The 16,688-nt window shown below is 62.1% G+C and carries 15 protein-coding genes; 7 read left to right on the plus strand and 8 right to left on the minus strand.

What is annotated here, in order from left to right; all coding sequences use genetic code 11:
• Nucleotides 1-8 precede the first annotated feature (8 nt).
• From VNN77_15655 to VNN77_15665, 3 genes are all read right to left on the minus strand, one after another.
• Nucleotides 9-500 carry an Hsp20/alpha crystallin family protein gene (locus tag VNN77_15655; GenBank protein ID HXG52833.1) on the minus strand — a complete coding sequence of 164 codons (492 nt, stop codon included), beginning with the start codon at nt 498-500 and terminating at the stop codon, nt 9-11.
• Between the two features lie 320 nt (nt 501-820).
• On the minus strand, nt 821-1,123 hold the full coding sequence (locus VNN77_15660) for a GYD domain-containing protein (GenBank protein HXG52834.1): 303 nt from the start codon (nt 1,121-1,123) through the stop codon (nt 821-823).
• 138 nt (nt 1,124-1,261) lie between these two features.
• Nucleotides 1,262-1,462, minus strand: coding sequence for a hypothetical protein (locus VNN77_15665; protein HXG52835.1), 201 nt, complete (start codon nt 1,460-1,462; stop codon nt 1,262-1,264).
• Between the two features lie 500 nt (nt 1,463-1,962).
• Between VNN77_15665 and VNN77_15670 the strand changes: the two genes are divergently transcribed.
• The 3 genes from VNN77_15670 (at nt 1,963) to VNN77_15680 (ending at nt 5,934) form a co-directional block, all read left to right on the plus strand.
• The gene (locus VNN77_15670; protein ID HXG52836.1) at nt 1,963-2,961 is read left to right on the plus strand and encodes an extracellular solute-binding protein; all 999 of its coding nucleotides are present in this window, start codon (nt 1,963-1,965) and stop codon (nt 2,959-2,961) included.
• A 183-nt stretch (nt 2,962-3,144) separates the two neighbouring features.
• Complete coding sequence (locus VNN77_15675; protein ID HXG52837.1) at nt 3,145-4,230, plus strand: ABC transporter ATP-binding protein; 1,086 nt, start codon at nt 3,145-3,147, stop codon at nt 4,228-4,230.
• A 15-nt stretch (nt 4,231-4,245) separates the two neighbouring features.
• Nucleotides 4,246-5,934 (plus strand): iron ABC transporter permease, encoded by a 1,689-nt coding sequence (locus tag VNN77_15680; GenBank protein HXG52838.1) that lies wholly within the window; start codon nt 4,246-4,248, stop codon nt 5,932-5,934.
• 70 nt (nt 5,935-6,004) lie between these two features.
• On the opposite strand, the gene gpmA is transcribed toward VNN77_15680, so the two are convergent.
• Both gpmA and VNN77_15690 read right to left on the minus strand, forming a co-directional pair.
• Nucleotides 6,005-6,751: a 2,3-diphosphoglycerate-dependent phosphoglycerate mutase gene (gpmA, locus tag VNN77_15685; protein ID HXG52839.1), complete on the minus strand. Its 747-nt coding sequence runs from the start codon at nt 6,749-6,751 to the stop codon at nt 6,005-6,007.
• A 51-nt stretch (nt 6,752-6,802) separates the two neighbouring features.
• Complete coding sequence (locus VNN77_15690) at nt 6,803-8,290, minus strand: RNA polymerase sigma factor RpoD/SigA (GenBank protein ID HXG52840.1); 1,488 nt, start codon at nt 8,288-8,290, stop codon at nt 6,803-6,805.
• 474 nt (nt 8,291-8,764) lie between these two features.
• Here VNN77_15690 and VNN77_15695 point away from each other — a divergent pair, with 474 nt between their 5' ends.
• From VNN77_15695 to VNN77_15710, 4 genes are all read left to right on the plus strand, one after another.
• Entirely contained in the window at nt 8,765-9,700 is a 936-nt protein-coding gene (locus tag VNN77_15695; protein HXG52841.1) for a Clp1/GlmU family protein, read from the plus strand.
• Nucleotides 9,701-9,884: 184 nt separating this feature from the next.
• A complete protein-coding gene (locus tag VNN77_15700) occupies nt 9,885-10,544 on the plus strand; it encodes a phosphoribosyltransferase family protein (GenBank protein HXG52842.1) in 660 nt (219 codons plus the stop codon).
• 293 nt (nt 10,545-10,837) lie between these two features.
• Complete coding sequence (locus VNN77_15705; GenBank protein HXG52843.1) at nt 10,838-11,266, plus strand: CBS domain-containing protein; 429 nt, start codon at nt 10,838-10,840, stop codon at nt 11,264-11,266.
• Between the two features lie 361 nt (nt 11,267-11,627).
• Nucleotides 11,628-12,470 (plus strand): Fic family protein, encoded by an 843-nt coding sequence (locus tag VNN77_15710; protein HXG52844.1) that lies wholly within the window; start codon nt 11,628-11,630, stop codon nt 12,468-12,470.
• A 123-nt stretch (nt 12,471-12,593) separates the two neighbouring features.
• On the opposite strand, the gene VNN77_15715 is transcribed toward VNN77_15710, so the two are convergent.
• From VNN77_15715 to VNN77_15725, 3 genes are all read right to left on the minus strand, one after another.
• Nucleotides 12,594-12,791 carry a hypothetical protein gene (locus VNN77_15715; GenBank protein HXG52845.1) on the minus strand — a complete coding sequence of 66 codons (198 nt, stop codon included), beginning with the start codon at nt 12,789-12,791 and terminating at the stop codon, nt 12,594-12,596.
• Nucleotides 12,792-13,106: 315 nt separating this feature from the next.
• On the minus strand, nt 13,107-15,413 hold the full coding sequence (locus VNN77_15720; GenBank protein HXG52846.1) for an exo-beta-N-acetylmuramidase NamZ domain-containing protein: 2,307 nt from the start codon (nt 15,411-15,413) through the stop codon (nt 13,107-13,109).
• Between the two features lie 186 nt (nt 15,414-15,599).
• The coding region (locus tag VNN77_15725) for a putative glycoside hydrolase (protein HXG52847.1) at nt 15,600-16,688 on the minus strand (1,089 nt) is incomplete at its 5' end.

A 16,688-nucleotide genomic window follows, 5' to 3' on the forward strand; every position in this document is an offset into this window, starting at 1 on the left:
ATCGCCGCTCACTCCACCTTCACCTTGATTTCTCGAGTCTTGGCCTCTTCGCTCTTCGGCAGCCTCACCTCCAGAACCCCATCCCTGAACGAGGCCTTGATCTTGTCCGCCTGCACCTCCTTGGGCAAATCGATGGCCCGGTAGAAAGCGCCGTAGGAGCGTTCGCACCGGTAGTAGTTTTCCTCCTCGATCTTTTCTTCTCTCTTTTTCTCCCCCTTGAGGATCAGCTGCGAGTCGGAGATGTTGACCTCGATGTCGTCCTTCTTCATCCCCGGGAGCTCCGCCTTGACGACGATCTCGTCCTTCTCCTCGTAAACGTCCATCGCGGGGCTGACGATCTCCCTGTCCTCCCGCCCCCACACCGGCCACCAGGGTCTCACTGCCCGGCCGAAGAACTCGTCCATCATCCGGTCCATCTCCCGCTCCCAGCGCCTGAAGTCCATGAACGGCCTCCATGGCGCCACCGCCCTCGTTTCGTGCTCTCTTGCCCTTTCTGCCATGACTCTTTCCTCCTTTCTCTCATTAACTGGGGGAGCCCACCCGGGTAGCCGTCGAAAAGTGGGATAAGCTCTTGCGCTCGGCCTGACGCTCACCAGCCTGCTCGAAACGCCTCGGCGACGAGCCACCCACGATACCATGTCTACATGGTTGCGGACTCAACAATACGTCGCCGCAATCGGCGTGCCACCAAAAACATCTTCATCTGTTTCGCCTTCGGTCGAAAGATTTTCGGCTCTGCAAAAAGGCGATCCTCTCCGCTTGCGACTTTGCAAACGCTCGCAAATGTATCGTGTAGCCGTCTCTGGAAAGGGCTGTTCCCTCAGCCCTTCAGGCCGGTTGCCAGGTTCAGGAAGTTATCCCACGGCGTTGCCACCCAGGTCTCCGTCGTCGCGTGGCCGAACGACCGGATCAGCAACGCCACCTTCGTGGCCGTCTCGCTGTCCGGAGCCTCGAAAATGTCCAGGTAGTCGCAAGGGCCCAGAACCGCGTAGTTGGCGAGCCACTTGACGCCCGGGCATTCCTTCTTGATCCGTTCCTCGGCCTGTTTGTTGAGCTCGGCCACGGATCCCGGCAGCTTGAGGGCTTCGGGCGAAAGCCTCGTCAGCATGATGTAAGTTGCCATTGTGCGCCTCCTTTTCTGGAGTCACGCGCGCCTGCTCGCTGTCACAGCTGCTCGATGGACCGCCGTCTTAAAGGCGTCGCGCTTTGTTTTCTTGTTATTGCTTTTGCCAGCGTTGGCGCCGGACGCTTTTCGCTAAGGCTACTCGCTGCGAGCGTGGTGCGCCGGCGGCTTCAACCGGCTCAGCTCCGCATCAATCTTCCGGAGTTCCGCCGTGTACCAGCGGTAGACCTGATTGAGCAGCGATCTCCGGTTTCGCTTTGCGGACAAATTCTTCCACCCCCGGTTGGCCTCCAGGGAGCCACGTTCCGCATTGACGTAATTGAGAGTCTGGACCACCACCTTGCGACGCTCCAAAAGCCTGGCACGGCGACGGCCCGACCTCAGGTCACCCAAAGCCTCCGTGGGAATCATTGCCGACGAAAAAAGCCAGCAAGAGCGGTGCCAGCAAGGAAAGATTATCCCGCGCTTCCGCAAGCAAGGTCTTCGAGGTTCGGATGGTCTTTCTTTGCGGTCATTTTCCTCGATCGCCCGCTTCCGTTCTTGTACCCCGCCCGATGACCTGCTCCCGGACGCATGCGGTCGATGTTCCGGCATGCATCAAGGCAACACGATGCCCGTTGTCCTGGGCTTCGCTGCGACCGGAGCCCTGATCTACAGGGTTTCCCTGTCATTTCCCACGAATGAAAAAAGGGCTCGCGGGAAATGGCACGATTGCAAAAGAATCGAGGCGCTGAGCCGGGGATTGCGGCCAAACGGGCGGTGCGAGATCTGGTATGCGAATTGCGGAGCGCAGCAAAAGGCGGGAATTTTTAAATCAGCTGGCCATAGGAGAGAGCATCATGAAAAAGACTCTTATCGCATGCATCGTTCTCCTCGCGGCCGCGCACGCCCGGGCCGCGGACCAAACCCTGCTCGATAAGGCCAGGGCCGAGGGCAAGGTAGCCTTCTACGCCAACATCACGGCCGTCGAGCCTATCATGAAAGCCTTCACCGAGGATACGGGCGTGAAGGCCGAATACACCAGGATCTCGACCGCGAGGTTCGTCGCAACTGCCGTCACCGAGTTCGAGGCCGGCAAGTTCATGGCTGACGTGGTCCAGGCACCATTGCCGATCCTCGAGCTGCTGAAGGAAAAGGGCATTCTGGCGCCCTACCGCTCGCCGGCCGCCGCCGGTTACCCTCAGTGGACGAAGAAGGACGATTACATCCAGCTCTTCGGGATCGAGTACATCGCGCTGATCTACAACAAGGAGCTGGTGAAAAAGGCCGACGTGCCGAAGCGCTACGAGGATCTCACGCACCCCAGATGGAGGGACAAGATCGTCATGCCCAATCCCGCGAACCATGCCACGACGATCGGCTGGCTGATCGGGCTCAAGGAGCATGTCTTCAAGTCCGAGGCCGAGTGGATGAAGTTCCTCAAGGGGCTGGCCGCCAACCGGCCCATGTTCGTCGCCTCTCTGGGTCCGACCCCCGCGCCGATCGAGAGCGGCGAGAAGTTGATCGGCATCTCCATGCCGAAGTACATCGTTACCAAGGCCCCGGCTCCGCTCGACTGGGCCAGGGTCGCGCAACCCATGCTCGGTACTCCGCGGGCCATCGCCGTGACCTCCAAACCGCCGCATCCCAACGCCGCGCGGTTGTTCGTGGATTACTGGCTTTCGCAGAAGGCCATGGGCATTCTCGCCAAAGACGTGGGCGAGTACGTGCTTGCGCCCGGCGTCTTTCCTCCCATCGACGGAATCGACAAGGCCAAGGTCATCGCCATCCGCGAGCTATCGGACGAAGAAACCAACAAATGGGGCAGCGAGTTCAAAAAAATCTTCAACGTCCGGTAGTATCGTCACGGCTTTCAGCGATCCAGGCAGACCTTACTTTCCGAGGGGCTGCCGGCGAAGCGCCGGCAGCCCGTTTCCACGGGCCGGCGCGGCGTTTGCCCTGCAAGCATGCAAGCCGGGAGCGAGGCGCGCGAGCCATGAGCGCCCCCCGTCATTTCCGCGTCGGTCCATAAGCGGCACAGCATGGAAATCCGGATCGAGAGCGTCAGCAAGCACTATTTCTCCGAGGGCAAGACCATCAAGGCCCTCGACAACGTGAATCTGACGATTCCCGGCAACCAGATTTTCACCCTTCTGGGACCGAGCGGTTGCGGCAAAACCACGCTGCTCCGCTGCATCGTCGGGCTGGAGACCCCGGACAGCGGGGAGATCCGGATCGGCGGCGAAGTGGTCTCGTCGAGGGAGAAGAATATCTCTGTTCCGACGGAGAAGCGGGGACTGGCGATGGTGTTCCAGACCTACGCCATCTGGCCGCACATGAACGTGTTCGACAACGTGGCCTATCCGCTTCAGGTCCGCAGGCTCCCGCGGGAGGTTATTCGCCAGATGGTCGAGAAGACCCTGCGCTTCGTGCGCCTCGAAGGATTCGAGAGGCGCCCGGCGACCAAGCTCTCCGGGGGGCAGCAGCAACGCGTGGCGCTGGCGCGGGCGTTGGTCGCCGAGCCGAAGGTCATCCTCTTCGACGAGCCGCTGAGCAATCTCGACGCGAAGCTACGGGAAGAGACCCGCAAGGAGCTGAGAGGCTTCCTGCGCGAGTTGAAGATCACCGCTGTCTACGTGACGCACGACCGGGTCGAAGCGCTGGTGCTCTCCGACCTGGTCGCGGTCATGCGCGCGGGACAGATCATCGAGGTGGGGTCTCCGAAGAAGATCTATTTCGACGCGGACACCCGGTTCGTGGCGGATTTCATCGGCCGCGCCAACCTGGTCAAGGCGAGCGTCCGCGCCCATGAGGCTGGCCGCACCATCGTGGACTGCGGCCTGGGCACCATCGCCTGCCAGCGCCGCGAGATCCCTGTTGGAACCGAAGCCACGCTCTGCATCCGGCCGGAATTCCTGCGGATCGCCCGGCCAGAGACGGCCGCCGGCGCGAACATCCTCAAGGGCCGCGTCGAATCCCTGGTTTTCGTCGGCGAGGCCTACGAGGCTGAAATCCGGATCGGTACCGAGCGCCTGCTCGCGAAACTGGATACGGACACGAGCCTGGAAGAAGGCGATCCCGTCACGTTCGCCGTGAGTCCCGCTCATTGCCTGCTCGTGTCGCTTTGAGGAAGGGCGGAGGGAATGGTTCAGGCGCGATCGAAGCTGACTTATCTGCTGATTCTCATCGTCGGATCCCTGACCCTGTGTCCCGTGGTCATGCTCGTGCTGGGAAGCTTTTCGAAAGGGTTGACCGCCTTCGGGAGCTTCACTCTGGACAAGTACGTCCAGGCCTACACCGACCCGGAGTTTTTCAACGCCATCGCGAACACGATCGTCTTCGTTCTCGGCTCATCGACGCTCGCCACCGGCCTGGCCTTGTTCCTCGCCTATCTCAACAACCGCACCGACATTCCTTTCAAGTTCCTGTTCCAGATCATCTCGATCATTCCGATGATGATCCCGCACCTGCTCTTTTCGGTAAGCTGGGCGCTGCTGCTGAATCCTTCAAACGGGATCATGAACCTCGTGCTCCAGCAGGCCTTCTCTCTCGACAGCGCGCCCTTCAATATCTATTCCATGGCGGGGATGATCCTGGTGGAGGGGCTCCTTGACCTTCCCGTCGCTTACCTGATCATCGCGCCCGCCATGGGCTCCTTCGACGTGAGCCTCGAGGAATCGTCCCGAGTGTTCGGGGCCGGTCCGTGGCTCACTCTGCGGCGGGTGACCCTGCCCGTGCTCCGGCCCGCCATCCTGGCAGCCTTCATTCTGGGCGTGGTCCGCAGCCTGGCCTCTTTTTCCGTCCCATCCGTGCTTGGCATGCCTGGACGCGTGTACGTGCTCGCCACCTACCTGTATGAAATGATCGCCAAGGGCTTCGCACCGGACTACGGGAAAGCCGCCGCTGTAGGAATGAGCGTGCTGGCGGCCTCGGTCATTCTCATAATCGTTTACCGGGCGCTCACGTCGGAAAGCGAGAAATACGTCACCATCTCGAGCCGCGGTTTCCGCCCCGCAGTGGTCGAGCTCAAGGGGGCGAGAATACCCCTCTTCCTGGTCGTGGGTCTCCTCTCGATGGTCCTGATCGTGCTTCCGGTGGCGGTGCTGTTATACACTTCGCTCGTGCCCTACTCCATGGTGCCGAGCGCCCGGGCCTTCTCGCTGATGAGCTGGAAGCATCACTGGACCGAGGTCCTGGAGGATCCCATTTCGGTGCTGTCCCTGCGGAACAGCCTCATCCTGGGCGTGGCCGGTGCGACCCTGGGCGTGCTGCTTTCCGTTTTCGTCGCTTACATCATCGTCAAGGTCCGATCTACGGCCTCCGGCGTGCTCGAGTCGCTGAGCTATCTGTCGTTTTCGTTTCCAGGCATCGTCATCGGCATAGGATTCATGTGGTTCTTCGTCCAGACACCGGTGTACGCCACCCTCTGGGCCCTGCTGATCGGATACGTCGCGACCTACATGCCCTACGGCATCCGGCCTCTGTCCAGCGCCTTCGTACAGATTCACTCGCATCTCGAGGAATCGTCGCGCGTCTGCGGGGCGAGTCCGCTCACGACGATGCGCCGGATCCTGCTTCCCCTTCTCGTTCCGGGCATCGTCTCCGCGTGGATTCTCATGGCCACGATGTTCGTGCGCGAGCTGACGCTCTCCGTAGTCCTGTCGCGGCCGGGCACGGAAGTGCTTGCCGTTCAGATCCTGCGCTTTGCCGAGGACGGGCTCTGGGGCAAGCTCTCGGCCCTGGGCATCATGATGATCCTTGTCTCTACGGGCCTGGTGGTCGTGGCGACACTCGTGGGCGCGAGATTCCGGTTCGTGGAGGCCGCCGGATAACCGCAAAATCCTTCGCCATCCCTTTTTGGCCGCTCCCGGAAAACCCCTTGCACTCGCCGCCCAGGCCCTCTTACTCCCGGCTTATCTGTCCGGCAACTTCCCGTATCGCGCGCTGCACCGTCGCTGGATCGCCGAGATAAAAGCTTCGGGTCGGCACCAGCTCGTCGTCCAGCTCGTAAACCAGCGGAATGGCGGTAGGGATATTAACCTCGGCGATCTTCTCATCCGGGATCTTGTCGAGAAACTTCACTAACGCCCTGAGACTGTTCCCGTGCGCGACGATCAGGACCCGCTTTCCGTCCCGGATGGCCGGACCAATGGCTTCCCGCCAATACGGCAGCAAGCGCGCTTCCACGTCCCTGAGACTTTCTGTAAACGGGATCTCTTCCGCTCTGAGCGCCGAGTAACGCGGATCCCTGGACGGATTGGATTCGTCGTCCTTCGACAGCGGCGGAGGCGGGACTGCGTAGCTTCGGCGCCAGATCATGACCTGCTCGACCCCGAACCGTTTCGCCGCCTCCGATTTGTTCAATCCCTGAAGGGCGCCGTAGTGGCGCTCGTTGAGCCGCCAGCTTTGATGGACGGGAATCCACATGAGATCCATTTCCTCCAGAACAATCCAGAGGGTTTTGATGGCTCGCTTGAGAACGGAAGTATACGCGACATCGAATCCAAAGCCTTTCTCGAGCAGAAGGCGTCCGGCATCAACGGCCTCTCGGATACCCTTGTCGGTCAAGCCGACGTCCACCCAGCCGGTAAAGCGATTCTCTCGATTCCACACGCTCTCCCCGTGACGCAATAGAACCAGCGTTCTCACGATGCCCCCTTTGACTGCTCGACGGCGCCGCGCTGCTTCGCAGACACTATTTCATCCGAAATTGCTCGCAACGGCTTGCGACGCGTTTCGTCGCAGCCTTTCAAGAGCCTTGTGCTCGATTTGGCGGACGCGCTCGCGCGTAATGGAGTACTCCCTGGCGAGCTCTTCCAGCGTGTGCGGCCGGGCATCCCCGAGGCCGAAACGGGCCCGCAGCACCGCTTCTTCCTTCGGCGGCAAGGCGGCGAGCGCCCTGGCCACCTGAGCGCGAACCTCTTCCACCAAGATCCGTTCGAATGGCTCCGGGCCGGCCCGGTCCTCGATAAACTGCGCCACGGTGGAATCCTCGCCCAGCGGAGCTTCGAGCGAAACGGGCCGGGTCATCGTCGCTACGACGCGCAACACCTCCTCGATCGACTTGCCGGATTCCGCCGCAATCTCCGCCAGCGTCGGCTCGCGCCACAGCTTCCGGGAGAGCTCGCGCCGGACCCGGCGCAGCTCGCGCCATTCCGCCATGGCGCTGGTCGGCACCCTGATCAGCCGCGCTGTCTCGAACGCTCCACGCCGGATGAACTCGCGAATCCACCACCAGGCGTACGTGGAAAAACGGAGCCCCAGAGTCGGATCGAATTTTTCCGCCGCCTTCAAGAGCCCCACGTTACCGTCTTGAATGAGATCGAGGAGCTGCAGGCCGCGCCGGGCGTATCTTCTCGCCAGCCGTACCACCAGTCGCAGGCCCTTATCGATGAGTTCGCTTCTTGCGGCAAGGAGCCGCGCCTCGCTTTGCGCGATCGAGCTTGCGCGGCGTCTTATCTCTGTCGCCGGAAGCTTCATCTCTTGCTCGATCCGCCGGACCTCGGCGAGAATCGCAGCCCGATCGACCTCAGGGGCGGCCTTTGCCTGGCTCTCCTGCTCCGCAAGGCGAGCGGATGCGCTCTTCAGCGCCGATGCGATTTCCGCCACGGCGCTTTTGGGGAGAAGGCTTTTCAAGGCCTTTGCAATCTCCGCATTCACCCCAATGAGTTCCTGCTCGAATCGCTTCCGCTCCAACGGCGGCAACGATGGCTCCCCCAGCGCCGCTGCAATCCGGTCGCGGGACCCGGCCAGGCTGCGGACCATGGCCGCCGTTTTCGTAAGCCGCTGCCGGCGGGCCTCATCCGGTGGTTCCGTTTCGCCTGCCGCTTTCGCTTGCTCGTCCAGCCTGGCGAGGGCATAGTCGACGGCGGCCGGAGCGGTCAGCGCTTCTTGCTCGAGCTCTTCCTGCGCCCGCTTCATCTGCTCGATCAGGTCGTTCTCGCGCTTCCGGCTGAGCGGCGGGATCGTCGCAACTTCCTGGAGATAGAGAGCCAAGGCGTCCGGTCCCTCGCCCGCTTCCGCTTCGCTCTCTTCCGCGGCCCGTACTTCCGGGACGGAACCGCCAAAAGAATGTTCGGGATCGTCGGGCGAGCGCAACGCCTGCCGCTCCAGCTTCTCCTTCTTCCAGCGCATCAGACCGCGGCGAAGGTATTTCGGATTGATGCCCAAGTGTTCGCAGACGTTCACGAAGGAGAAGATCCTGTCGTTCCGGTCGTCTTGAATCCACTGCTCCGTCTCCGCAAATATCCTTTTTCCTCTGCGGTCGCGGGCGAGAAGATGCTTTTGGAATGAAGAAACGGCGTTTTCGAGAACAGCCAGCATGAGGCTGAGCTCCGGTTGAAGTTCGATTCTGCTTCGAACGACCGGTTCTTCGTCCGGACCCTTCCGATCTTCCGTTTTCCGGATCTTTTCCGGGCTCTGCGCTTCGGCGATCATAGGACTTGTACAGCGCAAGATGCGTGCCTTGCGCTTTGCGACGTATCGCCCGGGAGGTTCTCAATTATGAACAAAACGTTCCCGTTTTATTCGCGGCCATCGGAATCCCCGCGATCGGTCCCGACCGGCAACGATCAACGCTTGCGTGCGGCCGGCGGGTTGACATGAGAGCGAGCTCCGTGGAATGGAGTGCTTCGAGCCCATTGTAGCTCCGTGGACATGCCGATGAAAACCGTGAGAGAACCGCTATGGGCCGCAACCTTTCACGCTCTGGCGAGACGGCCCGGCGTCATCCTCTTTCTCGGGGCCTCGGACACCGGCAAGACCACTTTTGTCCGTTCCTGCGCGGCCCACTTCTGTCGCTCGGGAGTTGCTCCGGTGGCGATCCTCGACAGCGACATCGGTCAATCGACCGTCGGTCCTCCCGCCACCGTCGGTCTGTCCATGCTGGTTCGCCCCTCGTCCACGCGCCGATCCCTGCCATGCCATGCGCTTTCGTTCGTCGGTTCCGTGTCGCCGGTCGGTCACCTGCTTCAGATCGCCGTCGCGACGCGAACGCTTGCCGACGAGGCGCTAAGGCGAGGGGCGAAAGCGGTTCTCATCGACACCACCGGGCTGGTCGTTGGAACCGCCGGCTTCCAGCTGAAGTCGGCCAAAATCGCCCTGCTCGACCCGCAACACGTCGTCGCATTTCAGCGCCGGAACGAGCTTGAGCCGGTGCTCTCGCTGTTCGAGCATCGGCCGAATCTCGCGATCCACCGCCTGCCGGCCTGCCGCTCTGCGCGGCTGAGGAGCCTTGCCGAGCGTTATCGCTATAGAACGCGGCGATTCCGCGCTTATTTTCGGCGGGCGAGGTCGCTCGCATTCGACGCCAGCCGTCTGATCGTTTTGTCGCCTCCGTCGGGCAGGCTCGGCTCGTCGGCCGAACCGCTCCTCCCGCTCCTTTCTCTGGACCGGCTTTCGCCGGAGAGCCTCAAGGGACTTCTGGTCGGGCTCAACTACGACTATAATCGGACCGTCGCCCTGGGATTGATCCAGCGCCTCCATTCCCGAGGCGACACGATAGAGATCCTCGCACCGCTCAGGGAAGCCTCCTGTGTTCGCGTGATTCAGATCTCGAACATCCGCCTGGCCCGGCGCGGCGAAGATCTCGGCGAATAGAATGACCGAAACCTGGAACCGGAAACTGGCCCGGGAACTGGTTGCGGCGGTCATCTTCCGGCTTTCTCATCCCTGCAAAGGAAATCCTGTTTTCTTCCCTCGGATGAAGAATCATGGGATGGGCGCCTTGGCATGTTCAATGCAAGTCATTCGCTCGAAGCCTCTTCCGCGTAGGAGAATCGTCATGATGTTCAGGGATCGAGAGCACGCAGCCTCGCTGCTGCTTCAAAAGCTGATCAAGTACAAGCCGCAAAAGCCGCTGGTCCTGGGAATCCCGAGGGGAGCCGTTCCCATGGCGAAGGTGATCGCCGACGGCCTGGACGGGGACCTCGACGTGGTCCTGGTGCACAAGCTGGGCGCTCCCGGCCAACCCGAATTCGCCATCGGGTCGGTCGACGAGCAGGGGCGGGTCTATCTTTCCGGCGCCGCGGCCGAACTGGGAGTCAGCGAGGAATATCTGGAAAGGGAAAAAGAGGAACAGCTCGAAACCCTGCGCCGGCGCCGCCGCAGGTACACGCCGTTCCGGCCGCCTGCCGATCCGTCAGGGCGCGTCGTGATCGTGGTCGACAACGGCATCGCCACCGGCGCGACGATGATTGCGGCCCTGCGCTCTGTCCGGGAGCACAAACCGGCGAAATTGATCGCGGCGGTCGCCGTCCTGCCGGTTGCGACGCTGAAACATATTTCGAAATACGCCGACGAGGTGGTTTACCTCGATACTCCCGAGGATTTCTTCGCCGTCGGCCAGTTCTTCGAGGACTTCTCGCAGGTGACCGACGAGGAAGTAATAAGGATCCTCGCCTCGACAAAGAGCGCCGAAAAAAAGCAGAAACACGTCGCCTGAGCGTCTTCCGCCATCGGGGTCCGAATCCAGGGTTCTCGGTTGTTTGGGCTTCGGTTCGTGCTGGTTTTCGGTTCTTGATATTTCGCCGAACGGGCAGCTTGGAAAAATCAATAATCTTCCTGAAACCGAGAATTTTTTGTCCGAATCGAAAAAAATTCCTGATGATTTTGGAGACATTATCTCGCAAATATTAAGGTGTCATCTTGTAATTTCCTTTCTCCTGGTCTGGCACGCTAATTGCCGATTTCCGGGAGACTGGACACAGGTGAAAAATTTTCTGAGGAGGTGACGCCATGTCATTGCAAGAATTCTGTCAGCGGCCCGTGGTCAGCATTTCCCCGCACGCGAGCGTGGCCGACGCCTGCCAGCTGATGGCGGAAAAGAACATCGGCTGCATGATCGTCCAGGAGAACGGGCGACTTTGCGGTATTCTCACCGATCGGGATATCGCCCTGAAGGTCGCCGGGAAAACGAAGGACTCTCGCCAGACCAAGGTGAGCGAGGTCATGACCCCCAATCCCGCCTGCATCACCGTGGACAAGAACCTGCACGATCTCACGAGATTCATGCACGAAAAACACGTCCGGCGGGTGCCCATCGTCGACGGGGGCAACAAGGTCCTTGGAATCGTCACGCTGGACGACCTCCTCGCGTTGCTCGGCAGCGACATATCCGAGATCAGCAAGACCGTCGCCGAGACCGTCCCGGTCGCCCGCGCCTAGGGCAGCCCCGCTCCGAACCGACGGTGGTTTCGGCCGGAGGCCCGATCGGGCCTCCGGCCGTTTTTTTTCCAACACCTGCCGGAGTCGCTGGTACGGGAATTGCTCGCCGCGGCTGGGCAAAACGACTCAGGAGAGCACCGCCTATGAGCCTGAAAAAGCGGTACCTGGAGGGAAAGTCGGTTTGCAAGGTGACGTTCATCCTGCCCAAAGAAGTCGCGAATCTCGTCGGCACTGCCCATGTGGCGGGCGATTTCAATGACTGGAACCGTGCCCAACGACTACGGGACGGAGAACTCGGTGGTCATCGTCTAGAACGAGGTGAGCGGCGGAGACCGACCGCAGTGACTCTTCCGAGCCGGCCATGATGACTTTCCGCGGAGACCGCCTGGCAACGATACAATTGCCGCCGGGGACAGCCTGGCTGCTCGACAAGCTGGCCGAGTCCAGGAAAAGACAAGCCCTTTACGTCAGGCGCTCTTCTCGCCTCCTCAGGACGCTGCAGGAAACCGCGATCATCGAAGGAACCGCTTCATCGAACCGCATCGACGGCGTCACCGTCGAGCCCGAGCGCCTGCGGCCGCTCGTCCTCTGCGACGCGCGACCGCGCGATCGATCCGAGGAAGAGATCGTGGGTTATGCCAACGGCCTGCGCTGGGTTTACGCCAACGCCGATAGCGTCGCGGTTACTCCCGAGACGTTGAAATGCCTTCATTCGGTCGCCATGGCGGGAACCATCGGCGACGCGGGGGAATGGAAAGAGACGCAAAACGAAATCGTCGAGCTCGATCCCGAGGGCCAGCTCGACGTGCGCTTCTGCCCGGTGGAGCCCGCCCGGGTGCCCGCCGCCGTCGAGGAGCTGTGCCGGAGCTACAGGGAGAGCCTGGACCGGTCGAGCATCCCGCCGCTTCTGGCGGTCGCCGGCCTGGTTTTCGATTTCCTCTGCATCCACCCGTTCCGCGAAGGCAACGGTCGTATCTCCCGCCTGCTAACGCTCCTGGTCCTGTACCAGCACGGCTATATGGTGGGCCGCTACATCAGCCTCGAACGGATCGTCGAGCAAACCAGGGAAAGTTACTATGCGGCGCTGCGCGCCAGCTCTCTCGGCTGGCACGACGGCCGCCACGACATCATGCCCTGGTTCCACTACTTCGTATCGACGCTCCATGCCGCCTACGACGAGTTCGAAAGATGCGTCGGGTACTGAGCACGGCCTCCGGCAGGTCGCGACGCGCTCAACGGCCTCCGGCTTCACGGCAACCTCCTTCCGGTGAAGCGAACTCCCGTGGTCGTGCACCTTGCGCCTCCGCGGAGCCCGGTTCGCCTCGCGTCAGTGAACCACACTGTCATCGCAGGCCGCGAGCAGGCCGTCCGCGGTGGAGTTCTCCAAAAGCGTACCAAGGGCAAGGCTCGTGATTTCGTAAGCCTTGTCCTTGTCTCCCGTCGCTTCCAGAGCGGCTTCCGTAATCGCGACGATAAGGTCTCCGATCGTCACCCGCATTGCCTTGAGGTCAGCCGTGCCGTTCATCAGTGCACCTCCCCCGGAACCTTGAGCCGGCACATGGCTTGATATTCAAACGCCGTGCCCGGCGCGCAAACCTCCAACTCCGCGTGCCTGTTGATCGCCTGTTGCACAAATGACAAGAATCCGGCCGGCTTCCTTTCAAATCTGCAAGGGACGGCGATTTTTAGCGCGCTGCCCGAAATGATCTGCGGGAAGCTGCGGAGGGGGTGAAGGAATGGTCTGCGATTTCTCCCGGTTCCCGGTTGCACGGAACGTCTGAAGGGGGAACCGCCGCGAAGCGGTCTCGGCCCGAGAAACCCTTCGCATCTCAATGAGATATCAACGGTAGAGCAGGTATTTCGCTCGCACCCTGCCAAACGCCTCGAGCGACGGCGCCCAGGCCCGGGCGATCGCTTTCGGGTCCCGCCCTTCCTTGATCGCCTGAAGCACCCACCGGGCACCGACAAGCGCCAGGTTTTTTTCGAGCTCGAACTGACCCGGGTAAAGACGGTAAAGCGCGCTCGCCAGCTCGATTCCCAGGGCCGGGGTATCGAGCTGTTCCCGGTCCTCGACGATCAAGCGCACGCCGTGACACAACCGATCGCGGTAGCGATCGGAACCTGGCGTGAAGCTTGCGGCTTTGAAAGAGAGACCGGGAATCTTCCGCCGGCCGAGATAATCAGCCAGCTCGGCGCCGTCGATCCAGGGGGCGCCCACGACCTGGAAGGGAACGTCCGTTCCACGGCCTACGCTTACGTTTGCGGCTTCGACCATCGCCACACCCGGATAGAGCACCGCCGCCGCCAGGGTCGGCAGGTTCGGAGACGGACCGATCCAGCGCAGTCGCGTCTCGTCGTACCAGGCGGTGCGGCGATAGCCCGTCATCTCGAGAACGCGGAGCCGCGCGCCGATTCCGGCCTCGCCGTTGAACATCGCCGCCAGCTCCCCGGCCGTCATGCCGTGTCTGACCGGCATCGGAAAATAGCCGGTGAACGATTTCAGGTCGGGGTCCAGAACCGGGCCCTGGACCGCCGACGCGTTGATCGGGTTGGGCCGGTCGAGCACGAAAAACTCGATTCCCCGTTTTGCCGCCGCTTCCATCGCGTAAGCCATCGTCGTGATATAGGTGTAGAAACGGGCGCCTGCGTCCTGGACGTCGAAGACCAGCGCGTCGATACCTTCAAGCATTCGGCCGGCGGGGCGCCGAACGCTTCCGTAAAGGCTGTGCACAGGAATCCGCGTTACCGGCTCGACGGTCGAGGGCACCCTAGCCTCGCTGCCTCCCGCCAGGCCGTGCTCCGGGCTGAAGATCGCTTTGAGCCCGACCCGCCGGGTTCCGGAAAGAAGATCGATCGTCCTCCTCCCGGCATGGTCGACCCCTGTGTGATTGGTGATCAGGCCGACCCGCCGGCCGGCCAGGGGCGCGAAATCCTGCTCCACGAGCCGGTCCACGCCGACACGCACGGGGCCTGCCCCCGCCCCGGCCGTTTCCCCGGCCGCGGCCTGGCGTGCCTCCTTCTTCTCTGCCGGGAAGCGCCCGAGAGCCCGAGCGACGATCCGCGCGACTTCGGCCCGCAGCGGCTTTGCATCGCCCGCGTCTCCAGGGTGAAGTCGGCTGGCGAGGACGATCGCGTAATGCCTCGAGTCCGGGTCGATCCAGAGCGACGTTCCGGTAAAGCCGTTGTGTCCGAAAGCCAGGTGAGGCGAGCCGTTCGCGGAGAAATCGAACGCAGGCGCCACCTCCCATCCCAGCCCCCACCATCCGTTCCCGTTCGCGCGGACGCGTGGCGCCGCCATTGCGCTTATCGTCTCGGGCCGAAGGATCGTCCCCGAGCCTGCCGCGCCGAAACCGAGCAGCGCGCGCGCGAACAGCGCGAGATCGTCGGCGCTGGAGAAAAGACCGGCATGGCCGCTGACACCGCCCATCCTTGAAGCAGTCGGATCGTGAACCTCTCCCCACAGGAGCCGGCCGTTTCGGTAGCTCGTCGGCGCGATACGCCGGTGCTTCTCCGGCCCCGGCCTGAAACCGCTGTCCGTCATTCCCAGCCGGGCGAAGATCCGCCGGTCGCAATAGACCTCGAACGGCAGACCGGAGACGCGGGCCACCAGCTCGCCCAGGGCGACGAAGTTGAGATCGCTGTAGAGAAACTTCGTGCCGGGCGGCCAGAGAAGCTTTTCCGCTTCGATCCGCTCGAGCGCCGCCCGGTACCCCGACCATGCAGGATCTCCGCTGAATCCGCTGCGAAGGCCGCTCGTGTGCGCGAGCAGGTCGATGACGCGCACGCCCCGTTTTCCGCTGGAGCCGAACTCGGGCCAGTAGCGCTCGACCCGGTCGTCGAGAGCCAGTTTGCCTTGCTCCGCGAGCTGCATGACCGCCGTGGTCGTCGCGACCGCTTTGGTGAGCGAGGCGAGATCGAAGATCGTTTCTTCGGTCATCGGCAACTTCTCCGGCTCCAGAGCGCGGTAGCCGAACGCCCGCCGATACAGGGTGCCTTTTCGACCTCCGACGAGAACCACTGCGCCCGGAACGTTTCCCGATCCGATCTCGCGGCTCACCGCCTCGTCGATTGCGCGAAAATCGGCCGGCTCGAAAGCTCCGGCAACCGCAGCCGTCGCGCCATGCAGCCACGTCAGGATCACGGCCATGCACAATCCTGTCATTTGCCGCGGCGCCCGAAGAACCCCGACGCTCCCGGTCATCGCTTTTCGCCCCGCCGGCTCATCCTCTCGCAGGCCCGGTAAGCCGCCAAAAGTATCAACCCTATATATAGCCGGCTTGAATTGTCACGGATTTATCCGGCTTGACACCGCTTGCTGCTCACCGCTCACTTTTCAATTGTATCCCCGGGCAAGCCCTTCCGCGGAATAGACGTTCTGCGGATTCCACAGCATCCAGCCGTGAGAGCCGAAGTCTTCCGCGGCGCGGATCTGCTGCGCAATCTCTTTTCCGGTAAAGTACCTGCGGTCGAACGCGTAATCACGGAAGGCTTGCAGCCACGGACGGAAGCGGACGGCGGGAAACCCGGTTCGCTCTCTCGCGCGCTCCAGTGAACGATAAACGATTTCATAGGGATGTGCCACCGGGTTGGCGATCCCTGGAATGCCGCGGTGAAACCCCGAGGGATAGAGCATGGGCGAAATGTAATCCACGTGCGCCGCCAGCCGCTCCAGCCTCTGACCGATTCCGGTGTCGTTGAGGTTCCAGCATACGTATCCGAAGATGTCCACGGCCAAGAACACGTTGTGCGGAATGAGTTTTTCGCGTGCGGCTTCGAGAAACCCGCTGATTGCAGCCACCCTGTTTTCTTCGGTGTCCGGCCTGGAGAAAACCAGCCCCCGCGCATCCGGGAAACGAACGTAATCGAACTGGATCTCGTCGAACCCGTGGCGGGCCGCCTCGACGGCGACAGCGATATTGTAATCCCACGCCTCTTTTTTGAAAGGATCGCTCCACGCCAGGCCTTCGCGGTCGTGCCAGATCGCTCCCCCTGCGGTCTTGACCGCCAGATACGGTTTGCTCGACGCGAGGAGATTGTCCTTGAAAACCACGATGCGGGCGATCGTGTACAGGCCCTTCTCGCGCAAGGATCTCACCAGGCTGTCCAGTTCCGGGATCGTGATGATCCTCTGGGCTCCCACCTCTGCCGCGAGTGGAATTGCGCTCGTGTAGGAAATCCCGCCGCGGTCGCCCTTGACGTCGATCACGACGGCGTTCAGTTCCGTGGCGTCGATCAGCTCGAGCGCATTTTCCCGGATCACACGATGGCCGATCCCGTAAAACGAGAGGTAGAGCGCTTTCGGCGCGACCGGCTGGAGGGCGATTTCGTGCGCCGGCTGGCGCGCCAGGTCGAGATTCACCCGCCGGTATCCGTAAGCGCGGGCGCCCAGGCGGGTGCCGGTTCCGCGAATTTGAAAACCGCC

The organism is Candidatus Zixiibacteriota bacterium (assembly GCA_035574315.1).
Classification (GTDB): domain Bacteria; phylum Desulfobacterota; class Binatia; order UBA9968; family UBA9968; genus DATLYW01.